Raw genomic sequence first — 18,929 nt, forward strand, 5'->3', positions numbered from 1 at the left:
GTTGAAAGATAAAATTGCGCTTATAGTAACAATTATGAGATAAGTTGGGTAAGAATTTCCGTATTTACTCAATATATCTGGCAGCAATCCATTCTCAAGGAGTGACAATGGCGATTAAAGACTGGCATGAAGATGATAGACCACGTGAAAAACTACTAAAATTTGGGGCAGCGCATTTATCTGATGCCGAGATATTAGCGATATTTCTGCGCACAGGTACGCAGTCACAGTCAGCTATCGAGCTGGCGCGTCATTTGATCGAACAATTTGGTAGCTTGGCAGAATTATTGGCAGCGCCGCAAGAGGCTGTACTGGCTTGTCATGGTATTGGTCCTGCCAAATACGCGCAGATATTGGCCTCACTTGAGATGGGCACGCGTTATTTGGACAGTCAGCTTAAAACTGGTCACGCACTTGGGCGCTCGCAAATGGTCAAAGACTATATCAGCACTCAGCTGCGCGGGGAGCATCGTGAAGTCTTTGCGGTACTTTGCTTAGACAATGCGTTAAATCTCATTAATTTTGAGATACTGTTTACTGGCGGCATCTCCTCTTGCTCCGTTTGTATCAAACACGTTCTGCGTCATGCCTTGAGTCACGCCGCCAGCCAACTCATCGTCGCACACAATCATCCGCATACCGATGCGACCCCTTCAACGGCGGACAACTTATTAACTTACGAGCTAAAGAAAGCCTGCGATTTAATCGATTTATCCTTGGTAGACCACATCATTGTTGGACGCAATGAGACACTATCTTATGCAGAAAGCGGCTTAGCGCCTTTTGGATAACTGATTACGACTGTTATTTTTGCCTATATGAGAAAATCTTGATACATATAATCGACACAGCGTAGCATTTTAGCTATTGATAGTTATCGGCAACTGTTTCATATTGATAGCTAAATTTGTCTTTTATTTGTCTGTCACTGGTTAGACAGTTATCAAAGCCACTTTTGTAAAATGCTCAACAAATTAAAATTTATCATAAAATATGCTACAAAATCCATAACGGCTCATTGGTTTAATTTGGTCACCAGACCCTTAAACATCAGCAAAAATAACAACAAGATTTATTCAAATACTTTAATACACACACATTTTTCGCGCTTTTGGTTTAGCGTTATAAAAGGAGACAGTCATGGCAATTGGCTTATTTATTTTGGCAATCATTATTCAATTAGCCATGGTTTTGGCCATATTTTTATTGTCCCTATCACGAGTCACAGGCAGTATCGTTGCCCTAGTTACCGTCCTTGTCACCGCCTTTATCAGTCCTTGGTCGCTCATTTTGGGCATACCAATCGCTTTACTTTGCATCGTTTTGCTCGTCGCCCCTATTCGTCAGTCACTGATTACCAGACCTGTTTACAAGACTTTGGGCGGGGCAATGCCGAGCATGAGCGATACCGAGCGCGAAGCACTCGATGCGGGTACCAGCTGGTGGGAAAAAGAGCTATTCATGGGTGCACCTGACTGGGATACTTTTGCTCAATATCCCTATCCAGAGCTGTCGGCAGAAGAGCAAAGCTTTATTGATAATGAAGTAGAAGTACTATGTGCCATGCTTGATGAATGGAAAATTCAGCATGAAGACAAAGAGCTGTCGCCTGAAGCGTGGCAATTTATCAAAGCCAATGGATTTTTAGGCTTAATCATTCCAAAAGAGTTTGGCGGTTTAGATTTTAGCTCTTATGCACAAAGCCGTATCATGAGCAAAATCGCTTCACGCTCGCCAACCGCTGCGGTTACCTGTATGGTGCCAAACTCGCTCGGCCCTGGTGAGCTGTTGATGCATTACGGTACAGACGAACAAAAACAGCGTTGGCTACCCGGTCTTGCCAAAGGTGACGAGGTACCTTGCTTTGGTTTGACGGGCCCAGAAGCAGGCTCCGATGCTGGTGCGATTCCAGATACAGGGGTGGTTTGTTATGGTACGCACGAGGGCGAGCAAGTGCTCGGTTTGCGTATGAACTTTTCTAAGCGCTGGATTACCCTCGCACCTATCGCCACGGTCGTGGGGTTAGCATTCAAGATGCACGATCCTGAAGGTTTGCTTGGCGATCCTGATAAGACCGATTACGGTATCACTTGTGCGCTCGTTCCTGCCAGCCATGAAGGTGTCATCATAGGACCACGCCATAATCCAATTGGCTCGCCATTTATGAATGGTACAGTCGATGGTAAAGACGTCTTTATTCCACTAGATTACATCATCGGCGGCGTCGAAAATGCAGGTCGTGGTTGGCGTATGCTGATGGAGTGCTTGGGCGTTGGTCGCGGCATCTCTTTACCAGCTTTATCAACCTCAGCCAGTGAAATGACGTATCTGTCTGTCGGTGCTTTTGCCAAAGTACGCGAACAGTTTAAAATCTCTGTTGGCAAGTTTGAAGGCGTCCAAGACGCTACCAGCCGCATGGCCAGTAACACTTATATGCTAGAAGCCTTTCGTCACCTCGTCACCTGCGGTCTGAACCAAGGCGGCACACCATCAGTGATGACAGCAATGGCAAAATACTATGCGACTGAAACCATGCGCAGTGTGGTCAATGACGGTATGGATGTGGTTGGTGGTCGCGCGGTACAGATGGGTCCACGTAACTTTTTGGCCACACCTTATCAGGCAATTCCAGTATCTATCACGGTTGAAGGCGCAAATATCTTGACGCGCTCGCTCATGATATTTGGTCAAGGCGCGATGCGTTGCCATCCTTATCTCTTTGATGAGCTGCAATTGCTGCAAAGCGAAGATAAAGAAAGCGCACTCAAACAGTTCGACACACTGTTTTTTAAACATTTGGGTTATACCTTTAATCGCGGCGCAAAGGCATTTGTCGCAGGTTATGTCGGTGGCAGTAATCATGCACCAAGCTTCGCGGACAGCTTTACTCGTCCCTACTACAAACACATCAACCGCCTGAGCGCAAGTTTTGCCTTAACGGCTGATATGGCGTTAGGGTTGCTCGCTGGTGACTTAAAACGTAAAGAGATGCTGTCTGGACGCTTAGCTGATATTCATAGCCATTTATTCATTAGTACTGCTATTTTGCAGTTTTATGAGCATGGTACTAAATCAGCGTCCGAACGCTTGCATGCTGAGGTTGCCTTACAAAATAGCTTATATACCATTCAAGAAGCTTTTAAAGCCTTTTTTGCAAACTTCCCTAATCGTATGGCGGCCAGTTTGGTCAGTTTTGTGACTTTCCCCAGCGGCTCTATCTTTACGCCGCCAAGCGATGAGCTTAAACGCAAGCTGGGCGATGCTTTTATGGATGACTTTGAAGCCAACCCGTTCCGTGATTATCTCAAAACCATGGTCTATTATAATACTGAAGCCGATGATGTCACTGGACGTATGGAACACGCTTATCAAACGTTACTTAGCATCGAGCCATTATGGCAGAGGTTTAAAAAGGCTGAACACAAAGACAGTTTTGAAGGGCTTACTTTTGAGGATCATGTGGTATATGCCAGCCAAAACGGCGATATTACCGAAGAAGAAGCTGAAGTGCTTATTCAGTACAACGCCATACGCTTTGACTCATTATTGACTGATGTGTTCGATAAACATTTATTGCATGCCCAAGAGCGCACCAATCCACACAGCCTTGATAATGCTGTACAGCAATTAACGGACTATGCACAATTGAAAAATAACGCGCAAGCTAGAAATGGCATTGTGACAAACATGACAGCTGAAAATGATGTCGACTCTAATGATTTGGCTACGCCCGTCAGTACAGACAAACCCACTGGCGATGCCAATCCCAATCATGGTTATGAGAATGACGGTGATGTAGAAATGGTCAAAGAGCAAGATACCATTGAGGAGGTACGTGCACAGACCGACTTTGATGAGTCTGAGCCTGAGGTGGAAGCACTAGATCATCGCCACCGTGATGCAGAGTCACACTTAAGCGAACGCATGAGTAACAACCATCGTCTGAATCAACATAATGCTGACGACCTAGAGCGTTCTGAAATATCTGAAGATGCAGAAAATGTGAAGGATAATATAGACAACCCTGCCGCTACTAATCCTAAATGGCAGGATGGTCTACGCCGTGATGAAAGTGACAAAGTCTAAAGTCAAAAGCTTTGATAATTCTTAAAATGACAAGCTTTGAAACAATAGGCTTTGAAATAACAAGCTTTGAAATAACAAGACACAAAAGAATCAGGCTTAAAATATTTAAAAAACAATAGGTGTTAAGGCTGCTATAGTCGTTTCAATTTAAAAGTAGTACAAGGCAACCGAGTGTAGATGTATATTTAATACTTCAAGCGAGGTTAACGCAGTAATACTTTTATAGTGGAATGACTATAGAAGCCTTGCACGATACATTCTGATCATTCACTTAGAAAAGACTGCCCCATTTGAGCAGTCTTTTTTTAGTTATGAATCGCCATTTTTAACCATTAAGGCGTGTTTGATGATTCAACCATGGCAATTGACAAAGACTGTTTTTTAGGCAGCTCAACATTAAAAATAGTCAGCTTAGTCATTCTAAGCGTCTACTTTTAACAATGAAATGGTAAAAAACAGCCCTGTCTCTCTCTATTAATATTGGAAATAATACTAAATTCTCCCAGCTCCATATAAGAAATGTGTTATAAAACTAATTAAGGCATGAACATTACCGTTGTTTTACGCCTTATCTGGAACAGTTTTAGCGATCAGCAGTATCTATTTTTGAATGTTCAACACGCCTTAATATTGGTCAATATGCCTTGTCATTTACCTACTTTACTCGCGAAAAATTCGGCGCAGACAACTTAACTATTGATTTATATTACCTTAGTCATAAAAAAACGTTGCAGTATCCTTAACAATTATTTTATATTGTGCCCCGAAAACGTGACACTAAGTGGAAGTTGAAAGAATTTAATAGACGTAGCAAGAGCGGTGATAATAATGGCAACAATCACATTGATGTGAGCAGCCTATCTATTCGCTACTGGGGCACGTACACAAAGGATATAAGTTATGTGGAAAAATATGGGACTGACCGGCAAGATTATTGTCGCTATGATACTCGGTATCATACTGGGATTGTTTATAAACTATTCAGGACTGAACGCTGAAGGCGGTTTCATTCATACGTACATTACCAATGGCTTCCTCGCCATTGTCGGCAAGCTATTTGTCAACTCGTTAAAAATGCTAGTCGTGCCTTTGGTGTTGATCTCATTGATTTGCGGTGTTTGCGGTATTGGTGATATTCGTTTGCTTGGTCGTATTGGTACCAAAACGTTCATTATTTATATGATTACCACTGCACTCGCTATTGCAACGGCGATTGGGCTTGGCGTGCTATTTGGTATCGGCAAAGGTATGAATATCGAAACTGAAGCGGCATTTGAAGCAGCTTCAGCGCCGCCTCTACTTGATGTTTTCTCTAACATTATCCCATCAAACCCCATCAGTGCGATGGCAAATGGTGATATGTTATCGATTATTTTCTTTGCTATTTTGATCGGTGTTAGTATCTTGATGGTGGGTAAACCTGCCAAAGGCTTAGTGCAGAGCTTAGAATTAATCAATGAAGTCATCTTAAAAATGGTGACCATCATTATGAATCTTGCGCCTTATGGTGTATTTGCTCTATTGACCAAAGCGATGGCAGAGTTGGGTTTAGACTTGATTTGGTCACTGCTCGGTTATGTGGCGGTATTGGTCGGCTCATTGGTATTCCATTTCTTTGTCACTATGATGATTGTACTCAAAGTCTCTTCAGGCTTATCCATCAAAACCTTTTTGGCAAAAATGCGTGAAGTTCAGATTTTTGCTTTTAGTACTTCAAGCTCGAATGCGACGATTCCTATTACCTTGCGTACAGTCACCAAGCGTATGGGTGTAAATAACTCAGTTGCTTCATTTACTGTTCCGTTTGGTGCGACCATCAACATGGATGGTACCGCCATCATGCAAGGTACTGCGACCATTTTCATTGCCAATATTTATGGTATTGACTTGGGCGTGACTGAGTATCTAACTGTCATTCTAATGTCCGTCTTGGCATCTGTTGGTACCGCTGGTGTACCGGGTGTTGGTCTGATTATGCTGTCCATGGTATTTGCCCAAGTCGGTCTACCTATCGAAGGTATTGGCTTAATCTTGGGTGTGGATCGTATCCTTGATATGTTACGTACCGCAGTGAACGTCGGTGGCGATGCTGCTGTGACCGCTATTGTGGCAAAATCAGAAGGCAAAATGGACTTAGCTATTTATAACGATCCTAACGCTGGCGCAAAAGACGTGTTCGATGGTCACATTGATGAAGACAATGAGCGTGAATTCTCTGAAGTCTTTAGTGATGGGATCATGGGCAGTGAGTACGATGATATCGATCGTCGTCGCTAGTCACTTGCATTGAATAGATGTTGTTAGTTTATTAACGATATAAAAAAAACCTCAGTCATATTGGCTGAGGTTTTTTTTGCTTCGCTAAATATATTTCCTTGATGGACAAGAATCAACCAAAAACGTATTTGGTTATCATCGCCAAGCACACCAATACAATCACCGGACGAATCAGCTTACTACCGCCTTTGACCACCATATGAGAGCCAAAATACGCGCCTATCGTTTGTCCCACCATCATTGCCAGCCCTACTTTCCACAAAACATTACCACCCAGAATAAAGAATATTAACGAGCCAATATTGGTCGATAAGTTCAATACCTTTGCGGCGCCTGTCGCTTCGATAATTTGCCGACCACGCAACGCCACGTTGCCGAGCGCAAAAAACATCCCTGTGCCTGGTCCAATATAACCATCATAAAAACCAATTAATGGTGCAACCACTTTTTGCCACTTGCCTTCTGAGATACGCGGCGCGGCTTCTACTTCACCGAGTCGAGGCGCAAACAAGGTATAAATCCCAATAGCCGCAATCAAAAACGGAATTAGTGTTTCAAGCAGATCCGGCGGTGACATCTGTACGGCGATAGTACCGATAACAGAACCGATAAAAGCGCCAATAATAGCCACTTTAATGCGCTGCGGTTTGACCACCCCTTTCCTAATCATCGTAATAGAAGCTGCTAACGCACCTGACGCGGCTTGTAGCTTATTGGTACCGAGTGTCAGCACTGGTGGAATATTAGCAAGCAACATGGCGGGAATCGTCAATAATCCACCACCACCAGCAATGGCATCAATAAAGCCTGCCAACGCTGCCACAGCGGTAAGCATTAATATAACCTCTAACGAAAGCGATAAATCCATGACGCTGACCTGTAAATTTTATGATGAAAAATAAGAAAGTCCTAAAAACTGGCTGTAGGAACTGAGAATAAATTATCACTATCAGTATTGCTACCAACTTTGCTATTTATTAGCCAATAGTAGTAGTACTGCTGATATGTATCAAAGCTGTGACATAACATCACAAAATGCTGCTCATTATAAAGATAAAACGCTAAAAAAAGCCAAAAACGTAAAAAAGTCTGCTAGATTTGTCTAAAGGCTCAATAAGCCTCTAAAATAAGCAGTGATCGATTAAAAAGATTTAATGACTTATCACGCTTTTGTCTGTTCTATCGACTTTATAATATCGCTATTATTGAGGTGACAAGCGGCACTTATAACTTTTGGTTGACGTATTTTGTTGTCTATATCAATAAGAGTATGAGAAACTGTTGCTTTCTATCATGTCTTTATGAGTCGTGACATAGATTATTTGAGGTTATTGGATTATTTTATAATTCGTGTTTAGTAAATTGTATTTAGCAAATGAGGATGATATGGCAATACGCAGGATTAAAGCATTTTTTGAATTTGAGGCAGCGGGCGGTATCGTCTTAGCATTGGCTGCCATTGCTGCAATGATTATTGCCAACTCCCCTCTTAATGTGTGGTATGAAGGCTTTATTCACGCACCCGTTGCCATTCAAATCGGTGAGTTCGCTATCGCTAAAGACGCTCATCATTGGATCAATGACGGTTTGATGGCGATTTTCTTTTTCTTAGTGGGACTTGAGCTAAAACGTGAAGTCTTAATCGGCGAGCTGTCTAACGTCAAGCAAATCATCCTGCCAGCTGGTGCGGCACTCGGTGGCATGATCATGCCAGCGATTGTTTATCTGCTCTTTAACTATAACGAGCCTGAGTTTTGGAAAGGATGGGCGATTCCAGCCGCGACTGATATTGCTTTTGCCCTAGGTATTTTGAGCTTGTTAGGCAACCGCGTTCCCAACTCCTTAAAAGTATTTTTAGTATCGATTGCGATTTTTGATGATATTGGCGCAATTTTAATCATTGCTTTATTTTATACCAGTGATTTGTCATTAGAGTCATTAGCAGTGGCAGGTTTATGCCTACCCTTTCTATACCTGCTTAATCGTCGCAACGTCACCAGCATCACGCCTTATCTGCTGATCGGTGTAATCATGTGGATTGCGGTACTCAAATCTGGCATCCATGCCACCTTGGCTGGGGTGGTTTTAGCCCTATTTATTCCTATGTTTGACCGTACTGATCCTGAGCATTCACCACTAGAAGAGCTAGAGCACGATCTACACAATACCGTTGCCTTCGGTATCTTGCCGTTGTTCGCGTTTGCCAACTCAGGTATATCCCTCAAAGGTGCAGGCTTCGCTGAGCTGTTCCATTCGGTACCACTTGGTATTGCAGCCGGTCTATTCATCGGTAAGCAAGTTGGTGTAATGGTCATGTGCTGGTTGATATTTAAGCTTGGCATCTCAACCATGCCAAGAGGCATGAACTATAAGCAGATTTACGGTGCAGCCTTACTCTGTGGTGTTGGTTTCACCATGAGTCTGTTCATCGGCGGCTTGGCATTTGCTGGTGACACAGCCTTATTCGATGAACGCCTAGGTATTATTATGGGTTCAATCGTCTCTGGTATTGCCGGTTATCTCATGCTTAAAGTCAGCCTAAAAGACAATGCAAGCGGCACATCAGTCGATCTGACTCGCCCTCATTAATAGGACAACAAGCCACTTAAAGGCGATTTAGCTTATCGGTGGCTTATTATTTGATAGTTCACCTGTTTTGACATCCGAACATGGTTGATTAAAAGTATTTTTCATCAGCCATGTTTGGGCTTGAATCAATAGCCATAGAAGAGGTAATCATGCGACAGTTTGCACCGCGGCCTTCGTTAATGTTAGCTCTCCTTGGTAGCATTGTTTTACTATCAAGCTGTGCCACGCTCTCTAAGCAGGAGTGCCTCGTTGGTGACTGGCAGGCTATTGGCTATAATGATGGCGTGGTAGGTTACCAATCAGACCGTCTCGCATCACATGCCAAAGCCTGTGCCAAGGCCAGTGTTGCCCCCAACTATCTAGCATGGGAGCGAGGTCGCCAGCTGGGGCTTAAGCAATACTGCACGACCAGTAATGCTTACAATGTTGGTCGACGCGGACGTCAGCTAAACAATGTCTGTCCAATAACCTTGGCGAATACCCTGCAAACTGCCAATCAAAAAGGCTTAGACTATTACACCTTAGACAGTCAGCTAGACAAAGATAAACGCCTAATAGCAGCCTACCAAGAAGAATTTGATCAGCTAGAAAGTGGGGCGATGCTAGACTTTGCTAATGAAAAAGAAGCGCGCGCGCGATTGCTGTCATTAGCCGACGAGCTGCGTAAAGCCAAGCGCCGTATGAATACCACGCAAAGACAATTAGAAGCTCTAAACCAGTCAAATAGATATTAATATTATTGGCTTTGTGAAATGATCTAATAGGAAAGCATTTGGTAAAAAGGCATTTGATAAATATGGATTCAATCAACATAACTGATAAACAGACGGCCGATACTTTGAGTCACCAACAGCCCTCAATAAAACCTTATCAGCGTCACGGACGGACGACCGCGATTGATGACCATAGCGACCTGCAAGTCTTAAAGCGCATTAGACGTTATTTGCTACCAAAAGATTTTGTTATCTCGCAAGATTTATTAAATGAAATAGTAACGGGCTACGATATTGGCGATTCACTGGCAGATGCGTTAGCCGCTGATGGCCTTCGTTTTGCAAAGCCCCTACAGCAAGTTATTATCAGCGACAACAGCAATAACTTCGACGCTGACCTCGCAAATAACCCTGCATTTAACGCTTTGACTGAACAATTTAGCCGTCATCCTGATTGGTTCAACCCCAAGCTCGCCCAAATCGGCGCGGTTGCCTATCGGCGCTATCCACTGATGTTGATTTGGCTATTACGTAATGTCGCCCTGATGGCAGGCTACAGCATTCCTGCCCTCTCCCTGCCGCTCATTCAGACAGGTGCATTGATGCATGATGCGCTGCCGCGCCTGATGCGTACTTACGCTTATATCCTAGCTGTCTCTGAACATCCACTATTACATAATTCGAATACGAGTGCACGCAATAACCGTCAGCCTATCGAGCAAGTATTGGCGATTGGTTCTGAAGGTTGGCGGCAATCGATCAAAGTGCGGCAAATTCATACTTTAGTACGGCAAAACTTGCTCAAAGGTAAAGGCAATGCTGCTAAAGGCGTCATACCAAATGCCGACCAACACCATAATCCAGATGGCAGCTGGAATACCGCCTATTGGGGTCTTCCTATCAACCAAACCGATATGATTGCTACTCATTTGCAGTTTTCATTGTTGATTATGCGCGGCTTACGGCTGCTTGGTGCACGCATCAGCACTGAAGAAGCGGAAGGCATCCTGCATCTATGGAATCTTGCCAGCTATTGGATGGGCGTTGACTTAGATCGCCTGCCAAAAGATGAAACCGCCTGTTGGGAATGGCTCTATACTTATTTATCAATTCAGCAACTTGATTTTAAAATGGGGCAACCATTAGCCAAGGCTCTGCATGATTTGCCACGTCAGCTGATGGGCGAAGACAATCGGCGGGGGCGTTTCGTTGAGATGGTTAATGCTAGCGTGACCCGTACCTTGGTCGGCGATGATATCGGCGATGGGCTGGATTTGCCAAAATCAAAAATCCGCTTTGGTGTCTTATCATCGGTGCCGATTCTCTTTGCGCTCGATACGGCACGCCAACACAATCAAACGATAGCCGAAAAATTAGAAGCTTTCCGCGCCAAACGCCAAGATAATATGAACTGGTGGCTAAAGAAAAATGACGAATATTATAAGTAAGCAATTATAAATAAAGCATAGTAAATAAACGAATAATGATTAAACGTCAGTCGCCTTACGGATTAATTGCGGGTATTTTGGATACGATAATACCACTCAAGCTGGCGATCAAAGCCTGTTTCTAACAGACTGGCAATGACTCGTCCTGTCAGACCCCAAACCGTTTCACCATCCACTTGCCAGCTAGGCGTGAGAATGGTCGCGATCTTATCTTGCATTGCATATTCTACCGCATACTCGACAGTAGGCTGAGTCAGCAAGGTTTCAAAATCTGCCCAAAAAATGCGCGAGATTTCGCCAAGCTCAGGTACTAATAATAAATCAGGCGCAATCAGCGCCACAATAGGACGCACACTCATACCACTTTTAGAGGTTTGAATGGGCAATTGACCAATTAGCTGGACTTTATTAGGTGGTAGTGCGGTCTCTTCACAGGCTTCACGCAAAGCGGTGACGACATTATTACCGTCGCCTGCGTCATGTTTACCACCGACGCAAGAGACCTCGCCAGCATGGCTGTTCATGTGCGCAGCGCGGCGTGTTAGTAGCAGTTTTGGATGGCGTTCATGGGTAATGGCAACCAATACCGAGGCATCGGCAATGGGTGTTTGATACAAGCTATCTAGAATGCGAGTGCTACGAGAAGTGCTAGCCTCATACAACGCAGGGCTGGTGACGGCATTTAAGGTCTCATGCTGCACCCGTTCCGCCAGCGTTCTAATAGTGGGATAACGAATAAAGTCCGGCACAGCGACTGAAAATTCATCAAAACGTAGCGACGGCGGGGGAAGTAACATGATTATTGCCCTATATTTTTATTAGAATTAAGCATCGGATGGTGGAGCTTATCTCTCGCAATGTGTACAACGCTTGCGCCAGTGTTATTGCTACGCGTATCACATCTACATGTTGCTTTCCATTCATTCATCGTCATGCTTGGCGACGTAAAGTGGCATTTTTTAATACCCCCTACTCTGATAAATGCGCGCGCTTTGCAGGTTGCCCTGATTTACAACAACACCAGTCGCGGCAGCCATTACTCTCGTTATTGGTAAAGCTATCATTCAATAGTTAGCGTGAGTCTAGCCTAGCGCAATCTTATCGTGACTGCATATACTTTATGTGACTGTCCTGCTTTGCCTGCTGATACATTCATTGATAGCAACCGTAGCCGTAAGCAGTTGCGCAAACCTGTGTGCTTGTTATTATCACTGCCAGTGTGATGAGAATTTGTGTTATCTTAGGATTAACAGCTATGATCACCTAACATCTGATAAGCTAAAGTCATACTATTTTATAAAATAAGAATCATAATTTTTCAAAGAACGACAATCCTTTTTCTCATTTCTATTTATCATGTAGATTTATCATTAAATAAGGCAGTTAATATGCGCTATTGTTTACAATGCGGTCATGAAGCGGAACGCAAAATACCAGCCACGGATAATATCCCACGCTTGGTATGCCCCAATTGCCACTATATTCACTATGAAAATCCAAAAGTGATTTGTGGCTCACTCGTTGTGCATAAGCATCGGGTACTGCTATGTCGCCGCGCGATCGAGCCACAGTATGGCTTATGGACACTGCCAGCTGGCTTTATGGAAAATGGCGAAACCATGGCAGAAGGGGCCGCTCGTGAAAGCTTTGAAGAAGCAGAAGCGGTCGTCATCAATCCGCATTTATATTGCTTATATGATATTCCTGATATCGGGCAAATTTATAGTATCTATATCACTGAGCTAAAAGACGGCGCTTATGGCATCGGCTCTGAAAGTCTCGATTGTGCGTTATTTACCGAAGAAGACATTCCATGGGACAAACTTGCCTTTGAAGCGGTACGTCGCACCCTAAAAAGCTACTTTGCTGACCGCAAGCAATACGATAACCATGAAAATTTCCCTATTCATCAGGATATCATCGGTAAAGACCAAGCGATCAAGCGCTACTAGCTCTAAGCATATAAAAAATAACCTTATAAAAAATCGACTGCTTTACAAAAGTGGTTGGTAAAAACCATTGATAAGTCTTATGCTAAGTTTTGAATATAGCCACTTATCAATGGTTTTTTATTGTCTGAAGTTAATCGTTTAAGCCGACTTGCGAGAATATTATGCTGACTTTATTGCAACGCTCTTTACCGCTACTACCACTGACCATCGCCATGACTCTAACCAGTATAAGTATCACCAGCCATGCGGAAGATGCACGGTTAACCGCCAAACAATCCGACCCACAAACGCTTGGCTGGATGCAAGGTTTTCCGCCGCCTGCCGATAAACTGATTACTCAACCTTCCTCTAATTTTTTTAGTTTTCCCAAGCTGCGCTGGACGGTCTGTCATATCCGTGAGTTGATGCCCACCACTGACGTCAGTCGCGGTATCGGTGCGCCTTCCAAGCTCAGCTATGCGTTAGATAAAAACATCGATGCCATCACCTTTATGCCTACTAACAGTAAGCGCCCGATAACTTGGAAGCAATCACTGGATGCCAATTATACTGACGGCATTATGGTCATGCATCATGGGAAGGTGGTATACGAGCGCCAAAATGGCTGCCTCAATGAGCTGGGCAATCATGCGGCGATGTCGATGACCAAATCAATGACTGGGCTGTTAGCAGAAATCCTCGTGACCGAAGGTAAGCTTGACGATAAAGCTTTGGTGGCGTCTATCATTCCAGAGCTCAAAAACAGTGGCTTTGGTGATGCAACCGTACGCCAAGTCATGGACATGACCACAGCGCTCGATTATAGCGAAGACTATGCTGATCCTAATGCCGATATCTGGAAGTATTCAGAAGCGGCAAGCCCATTACCAAAACCGAAAGACTATAAAGGACCCAATGGTTACTTTGAGTACCTGCAAACAGTTAAGAAGAACGGCGAACATGGGGAAGCATTCAACTACCGCACCATTAATAGCGACGCGCTAGGTTGGATTATTTCGCGTACGACTGGTAAAGCGGTGAATGAATTACTCTCGGAACGCATCTGGCAAAAAATCGGTGCTGAACAAAGCGCCTATATGACGGTCGATGCTAAAGGTACGCCGTTTGCTGGCGGCGGTCTTAGTGCAGGTTTGCATGATATGGCACGCATTGGTAGCTTGATGCTCAATAAAGGCGAAATTAATGGTGAGCGCTTATTCCCAGCTGCGGTCGTTGATAATATCGAAGCGGGTGGCGATAAAGAGGCTTTTGCGAAAGCCGATTATAAGCAGCTGACTAACGGCAGCTACACAAGCATGTGGTGGTTATTTAATAACCCCACGCCCATCTATGCAGCACGCGGCGTCCACGGTCAAACTGTCTATGTGGATCCAGCAGCTGATATGGTCATCGTTCGTTTTGCGTCATACCCAGACGCCAGTAATGGTAAAATTGACTCTACCTCGCTACCAGCTTATAAAGCGCTGGCAAATTACTTAATCAAAAAGTAAGCCTTTAAAAAACCAGTCTCTAAGAAATAGCGCTTTAAAAGACTCACCCAAAATAAAAACCGCCGCTTTCAATATAAATACTGAAAGCGGCGGTTTTTTTATAATAATTAAATCAGCAGACTTGAAGAAGATTAGCTTTTAATTTTACAAACGTTAAAGCCTAACTCTTTTACCGCTGCTTCTTTATCATAAGGTGCGAGTACTGCCCGCACGTGTTTTTGACCTTGTAGATATTGCTTAGCAACGCGCTGCAAGTCTGCCACGGTCACAGCCAATATTGAGGCACGCATTTTACGCTGCCACTCTACACCGCGATGATGCAAATCTGCAAAGCAGGCTTTAACCGCCTCCCCTGCTGGAGAGCCTGGCTTATCCATACCTGAGATAATACCTAAGATGGCTTCTTCTAACTGCTCGTCCGTTTGCGGCTCATTCAATAGCCACTCGATACTGGCATCGAAGTGCGCAAAAGTTTCAGCACACTGCGGGTCACGGTAGCTAAAGAACTTAAAGGCACAGGCATTGGCATCGTAGCCCGCACCGCCGCCATAAGCACCGCCGCGCTCACGAATAGCGCTATGCAGATAACCATTGCGTAGATAAGGCGCTAATACCATCAAGGCTGCCGTATCAGGATGATCAGCCGCTGGCACGGTATAAGCACTGGCATTATGATAGACGTTGGTTGGCACTAACCACGCCAAGTCTTCAACATCGAGCACCACATCACTTTCTAGCGCTTCGACCGCGTCTTTATCACCATTTAACGCCGTATCAAGTTGCAATTCGGCAAACTCGCTTGGAATATTGGCGTCGATACTTGCATCAGCATTTTTTAACTGCGCTGCAATTTTTGGCGCTTGACTGTCTTTCCAGCTATCAACGATTAAATTGCTTAAGCGTTCAGTTTGCTCCGCTTCACAGATGATGACGGCATGCTTAGGTAAACTGATTAAACGTTGATGTAAGTCCATCAAGCTGGTTGCAAGTTTATCCCACTGTGCATCATCGCTACTGGCATGGGTCAAGAAGTCTTTTAGCGCGTTCAATGCTGGCAGACCACTGCGTACATATTCTAACTGCGCTTGACGACTCATACCACGGCTGGCGGTTTGCATGGCATAAGAATGCCCTGAACCAGCAAGGTTTGATTGCCAACCTGCTTGACGCTGCTGCAAGATTTCTTTGATACGATCATGCTCACTAAAGATACTGTGTTCCATGACTTCTTTGAGCAACTCAATCGCTTCAGGTTTACGATTCAGCGCGCGCGTTGCCACCACAAAGTAGCTGCTAATCGCTTGGCTGTCATCGACATTGGTACGCTGGCTGATTCTAGCAGTCACCCCTGATGAATGCGCCGCTTGTTTGGCCTGCATTTCGTGAGCGCTGAGCGAATCTGTACCTAGCTCTGACAATAAGCTTAAATAAATAGGCAATAGCGGATGATTAATGACTTCATTAACGGGTAGCTCGCTTGTATCCTCATTACCAATCGCATCAGTCAACGGTACAATTATTTGATAATAATATAAGCCGTTAGTGCCCGCTTCATATTCAAATAACGTACTTTCTTTGCCGCTCAAATTAATCTGCTTTTGCGTGCCTTGTTTAAAGCTGATATCGGTCGGTACGTCTTCTAAACCCACTTTTGGCAATAGGCTTAAATCATCAGGCGCTGCTTGGCGCGCTGCCAAATCAAGCGCTTGTTGTTTTAAGATAGCTTTATCATCAGCGGTCAAATCCATCTCGATGGTATCAAGACGAGTCTGCTCAGCTGCCGCCAAACGGGCGGATTTTTCACTATCAGGCGTCATGGTCACACGCACACGATGCTGATTATCAAGCAAATGAGTCTTGATTAAATTCGGTAACCATTGCGCATCTTTTACTTGCTCACGTAGCCACTGCAAATGCTCATCAACTTCCCAGACATCGATAGGATTACCATCATGAATGGCAGTGCTAAAGCCTTCTAGCATGAGATTTAGACCATAGGGCATGCTATCGCCGCCGATATGGCGCTGATCGATCTCGATTTGATGCAGAATCGTCTCAATCGTTTCATCATCAATCGGTTTGCTCGCCACTTGTGTAAGCAAATCAATAATGCCCTGTTCTACCGCTTCGGCGTGTTCAGGGTTTGAACCGCGCAGACCGGTATAAAAGACCATTTCATAATGACTGTCATCCAGCCCTAGTAGCGGACTTGGTGCTTTACCAAGTGGATGGCTATCCAAATAAGCACGTAACGGTGAGCCAGCATGTTCAACCAACACGCCTTCTAATAAACGCAATGCTAAACGCTGCTTCGGATCAGTAATCGATGGTAATAACCATGCAATCACATGATGCGTTTGGTCAGGCCCTGCTTCGTCAGCCGTATAAGTATCAACCGCACTAATCGGTGCAGACAGGCGTTTTTCAGGACGTGAGACGTGTTTTTTACCTGCTTCAAACTGAATCAAGGCATCTTCATGGATTTTGGCTTGGGTTTCAGCGACTGGAATATTACCAAAGCTCATAATCACGCTGTTTGATGGATGATAATGACTCTGATGAAATTCAACCAGCTCAGTATGGGTCAAGTCAGGAATATCGGCAGGATCGCCGCCCGAATTATAGTGATACGTCGTCGTTGGGAATAAATGATGGGCGACCGTATGATACAACTGGTCAATCTCACCACTCATTGCGCCTTTCATTTCATTAAAAACGATGCCTTTAAATTGCGGCTTGTCATTTTCGTCTAACTCTACACGAATGCCTTCTTGGGCAAAATCCAGCGGATGAATATTTGGAAAAAACGAGGCATCCAAATAAACGGCAAGCAAGTTAAAATAGTCGTTTTTATTTTGCGTCGCATACGGATAAGCTGTCCAATCAGCTGCTGTCATCGCATTCATAAAGGTATTAAGCGAACGCTTAATCATTGAGAAAAACGGGTCACGGACGGGGAACTTTTCAGAGCCACATAAAGCCACGTGCTCTAAAATATGCGCCTCACCTTTTGAATCCATTGGCTGAGTACGAAAACCAACCAAAAAGGCATTTTCGTCACTCGGATGTGCCAAGTGGTAATGCATCGCGCCTGTTTTGACGTGTTGGCTTATTAATACGTCCATCGACAATGCATCGATATGGCGGTGCTCAATCAGCTCAAAGGCAGGATGCAAAGTTAGATCAGTAGTAGATAACGTGTCGGTCATAATTTTCCTTATGGATTGCTCTAATTTTATTTAGAATAATATGCGATTAATGACTAAATATAGCCAGTGGCGATAAAATAAAATCGGAGTAAACAATAGATAAATAGTGTATTTAATACTTATCGTAGGGTCTTTTTTATATGATAATTATATAAAAATATTGTGAGTTTTATTGTGATTAACTTATGAGTAATATTCAAATTTAATGGCATGTACCCGTGCATCATTTTAAATGATAGCAATGCGCTGGTATAAATTAAAAAGAATTTGCCTAACGGAATTAGATGGGGTTCGCACCTTCATAAGTCAAGATACTGTAGTAATAAAAATGACCAATATGGCAGAATGTCGGATTTTCACAAAGCGAACTCAAAGCTTACTTAACAGCAGCCATCAGTAATGCTATAGTTAAAATTATCTGTCACAAGGAGCCGCTCATGAGTTACGAACATATTTTATTGGTCACCGACTTAATGTCCGATGCTGATGTGGTCGCCCAAAAGGCCAAACGTATCGTCGAGAATCGTCCTAACGCTAAGTTATCGGTATTACATATCGTCAAAGATACCATGGTTGGCTTTGGCTATGAGCTGGTGCCAGCCTCCAGCTTATACGATGAGATTGACGATGAACGCTGTCAGGAAGCGCGTGCCAAACTGGCACAGTTTCTGGAGCGTAATGACCTACATGCGGTGAATTCTGAAGTGACCACTGCCATCTCTAACAGTGAAGGCATCGTCAACTATTGCCACAAGCATGACGTTGATTTGTTAGTCATCGGTCGTCATGAACGCCATGGTATCGCCGCTTGGCTCAGTGGCGCGACGGCAGATAATATCTTGCCTAACGTCCCATGCGATAGCTTGGTCGTAAGACTGGATAAACCCGTTAATAAGTAGTTTAAAAAAAGACTTAACGTTGTTTCCAAGTTAGTTAAAGCTATTAAAAAAACTATTAAAAAAACTATTAAAAAAGCTCATTAAAAAAGCTCATTAAAAAAAGCGCATTGTCTGACAGTGCGCTTTTTTATTACTAGGGCGTGTCTTCATTTCAAAAATGGTGATAAAAATGAGATAAATTGCCGTCAAACAAGGAAAATAGCGCAGATAATATCGGGATATTAACCAGCTATTTGACGATGTTTGGCAAGATTTAGCCATTTTTA

At 43.9% G+C, this 18,929-nt stretch carries 12 protein-coding genes; 9 read left to right on the top strand and 3 right to left on the bottom strand.

Going from position 1 to position 18,929, the window contains the following annotated elements; all coding sequences use genetic code 11:
* Positions 1-107: 107 nt before the first annotated feature.
* From radC to INT03_RS11400, 3 genes are all read left to right on the top strand, one after another.
* A complete protein-coding gene (gene radC, locus INT03_RS11390; RefSeq protein WP_193009037.1) occupies positions 108-791 on the top strand; it encodes a RadC family protein in 684 nt (227 codons plus the stop codon).
* A gap of 349 nt (positions 792-1,140) precedes the next feature.
* Positions 1,141-4,086, top strand: coding sequence for an acyl-CoA dehydrogenase (locus tag INT03_RS11395; RefSeq protein ID WP_193009038.1), 2,946 nt, complete (start codon positions 1,141-1,143; stop codon positions 4,084-4,086).
* A 900-nt stretch (positions 4,087-4,986) separates the two neighbouring features.
* Entirely contained in the window at positions 4,987-6,363 is a 1,377-nt protein-coding gene (locus INT03_RS11400) for a dicarboxylate/amino acid:cation symporter (RefSeq protein ID WP_193009039.1), read from the top strand.
* 112 nt (positions 6,364-6,475) lie between these two features.
* Here INT03_RS11400 and INT03_RS11405 read toward each other — a convergent pair whose 3' ends face one another.
* A complete protein-coding gene (locus tag INT03_RS11405) occupies positions 6,476-7,231 on the bottom strand; it encodes a TSUP family transporter (protein ID WP_193009040.1) in 756 nt (251 codons plus the stop codon).
* Positions 7,232-7,749: 518 nt separating this feature from the next.
* Between INT03_RS11405 and nhaA the strand changes: the two genes are divergently transcribed.
* The 3 genes from nhaA to INT03_RS11420 all read left to right on the top strand — a co-directional run bounded on the left by nhaA (position 7,750) and on the right by INT03_RS11420 (position 11,113).
* Positions 7,750-8,952, top strand: coding sequence for a Na+/H+ antiporter NhaA (gene nhaA, locus INT03_RS11410; protein ID WP_193009041.1), 1,203 nt, complete (start codon positions 7,750-7,752; stop codon positions 8,950-8,952).
* A gap of 149 nt (positions 8,953-9,101) precedes the next feature.
* Positions 9,102-9,686: a DUF2799 domain-containing protein gene (locus INT03_RS11415; protein WP_193009042.1), complete on the top strand. Its 585-nt coding sequence runs from the start codon at positions 9,102-9,104 to the stop codon at positions 9,684-9,686.
* A 62-nt stretch (positions 9,687-9,748) separates the two neighbouring features.
* Positions 9,749-11,113 (top strand): oxygenase MpaB family protein, encoded by a 1,365-nt coding sequence (locus INT03_RS11420; RefSeq protein WP_193009043.1) that lies wholly within the window; start codon positions 9,749-9,751, stop codon positions 11,111-11,113.
* Between the two features lie 62 nt (positions 11,114-11,175).
* On the opposite strand, the gene INT03_RS11425 is transcribed toward INT03_RS11420, so the two are convergent.
* The gene (locus INT03_RS11425) at positions 11,176-11,910 is read right to left on the bottom strand and encodes an NUDIX hydrolase (RefSeq protein WP_193009044.1); all 735 of its coding nucleotides are present in this window, start codon (positions 11,908-11,910) and stop codon (positions 11,176-11,178) included.
* A gap of 591 nt (positions 11,911-12,501) precedes the next feature.
* Here INT03_RS11425 and INT03_RS11430 point away from each other — a divergent pair.
* Together INT03_RS11430 and INT03_RS11435 are read left to right on the top strand one after the other, a co-directional pair.
* Positions 12,502-13,065, top strand: a complete 564-nt coding sequence (locus INT03_RS11430) for an NUDIX hydrolase (RefSeq protein ID WP_045453478.1) — start codon at positions 12,502-12,504, stop codon at positions 13,063-13,065.
* A 161-nt stretch (positions 13,066-13,226) separates the two neighbouring features.
* Entirely contained in the window at positions 13,227-14,555 is a 1,329-nt protein-coding gene (locus INT03_RS11435; RefSeq protein WP_193009045.1) for a serine hydrolase domain-containing protein, read from the top strand.
* Between the two features lie 131 nt (positions 14,556-14,686).
* Here the strand turns inward: INT03_RS11435 and INT03_RS11440 are convergent, their stop codons facing one another.
* A complete protein-coding gene (locus INT03_RS11440) occupies positions 14,687-17,764 on the bottom strand; it encodes an insulinase family protein (RefSeq protein ID WP_193009046.1) in 3,078 nt (1,025 codons plus the stop codon).
* A gap of 437 nt (positions 17,765-18,201) precedes the next feature.
* Between INT03_RS11440 and INT03_RS11445 the strand changes: the two genes are divergently transcribed.
* On the top strand, positions 18,202-18,663 hold the full coding sequence (locus INT03_RS11445; RefSeq protein ID WP_045453475.1) for a universal stress protein: 462 nt from the start codon (positions 18,202-18,204) through the stop codon (positions 18,661-18,663).
* Positions 18,664-18,929 lie beyond the last annotated feature (266 nt).

Source organism: Psychrobacter sp. PG1 (assembly GCF_014897815.1).
GTDB lineage: Bacteria > Pseudomonadota > Gammaproteobacteria > Pseudomonadales > Moraxellaceae > Psychrobacter.

Bases quoted from the DNA above. Each gene is read 5' to 3' on its own strand.
- radC (WP_193009037.1), top strand. From the start codon at position 108: ATGGCGATTAAAGACTGGCATGAAGATGATAGACCACGTGAAAAACTA.
- INT03_RS11395 (WP_193009038.1), top strand. From the start codon at position 1,141: ATGGCAATTGGCTTATTTATTTTGGCAATCATTATTCAATTAGCCATG.
- INT03_RS11400 (WP_193009039.1), top strand. From the start codon at position 4,987: ATGTGGAAAAATATGGGACTGACCGGCAAGATTATTGTCGCTATGATA.
- INT03_RS11405 (WP_193009040.1), bottom strand. From the start codon at position 7,231: ATGGATTTATCGCTTTCGTTAGAGGTTATATTAATGCTTACCGCTGTG.
- nhaA (WP_193009041.1), top strand. From the start codon at position 7,750: ATGGCAATACGCAGGATTAAAGCATTTTTTGAATTTGAGGCAGCGGGC.
- INT03_RS11415 (WP_193009042.1), top strand. From the start codon at position 9,102: ATGCGACAGTTTGCACCGCGGCCTTCGTTAATGTTAGCTCTCCTTGGT.
- INT03_RS11420 (WP_193009043.1), top strand. From the start codon at position 9,749: ATGGATTCAATCAACATAACTGATAAACAGACGGCCGATACTTTGAGT.
- INT03_RS11425 (WP_193009044.1), bottom strand. From the start codon at position 11,910: ATGTTACTTCCCCCGCCGTCGCTACGTTTTGATGAATTTTCAGTCGCT.
- INT03_RS11430 (WP_045453478.1), top strand. From the start codon at position 12,502: ATGCGCTATTGTTTACAATGCGGTCATGAAGCGGAACGCAAAATACCA.
- INT03_RS11435 (WP_193009045.1), top strand. From the start codon at position 13,227: ATGCTGACTTTATTGCAACGCTCTTTACCGCTACTACCACTGACCATC.
- INT03_RS11440 (WP_193009046.1), bottom strand. From the start codon at position 17,764: ATGACCGACACGTTATCTACTACTGATCTAACTTTGCATCCTGCCTTT.
- INT03_RS11445 (WP_045453475.1), top strand. From the start codon at position 18,202: ATGAGTTACGAACATATTTTATTGGTCACCGACTTAATGTCCGATGCT.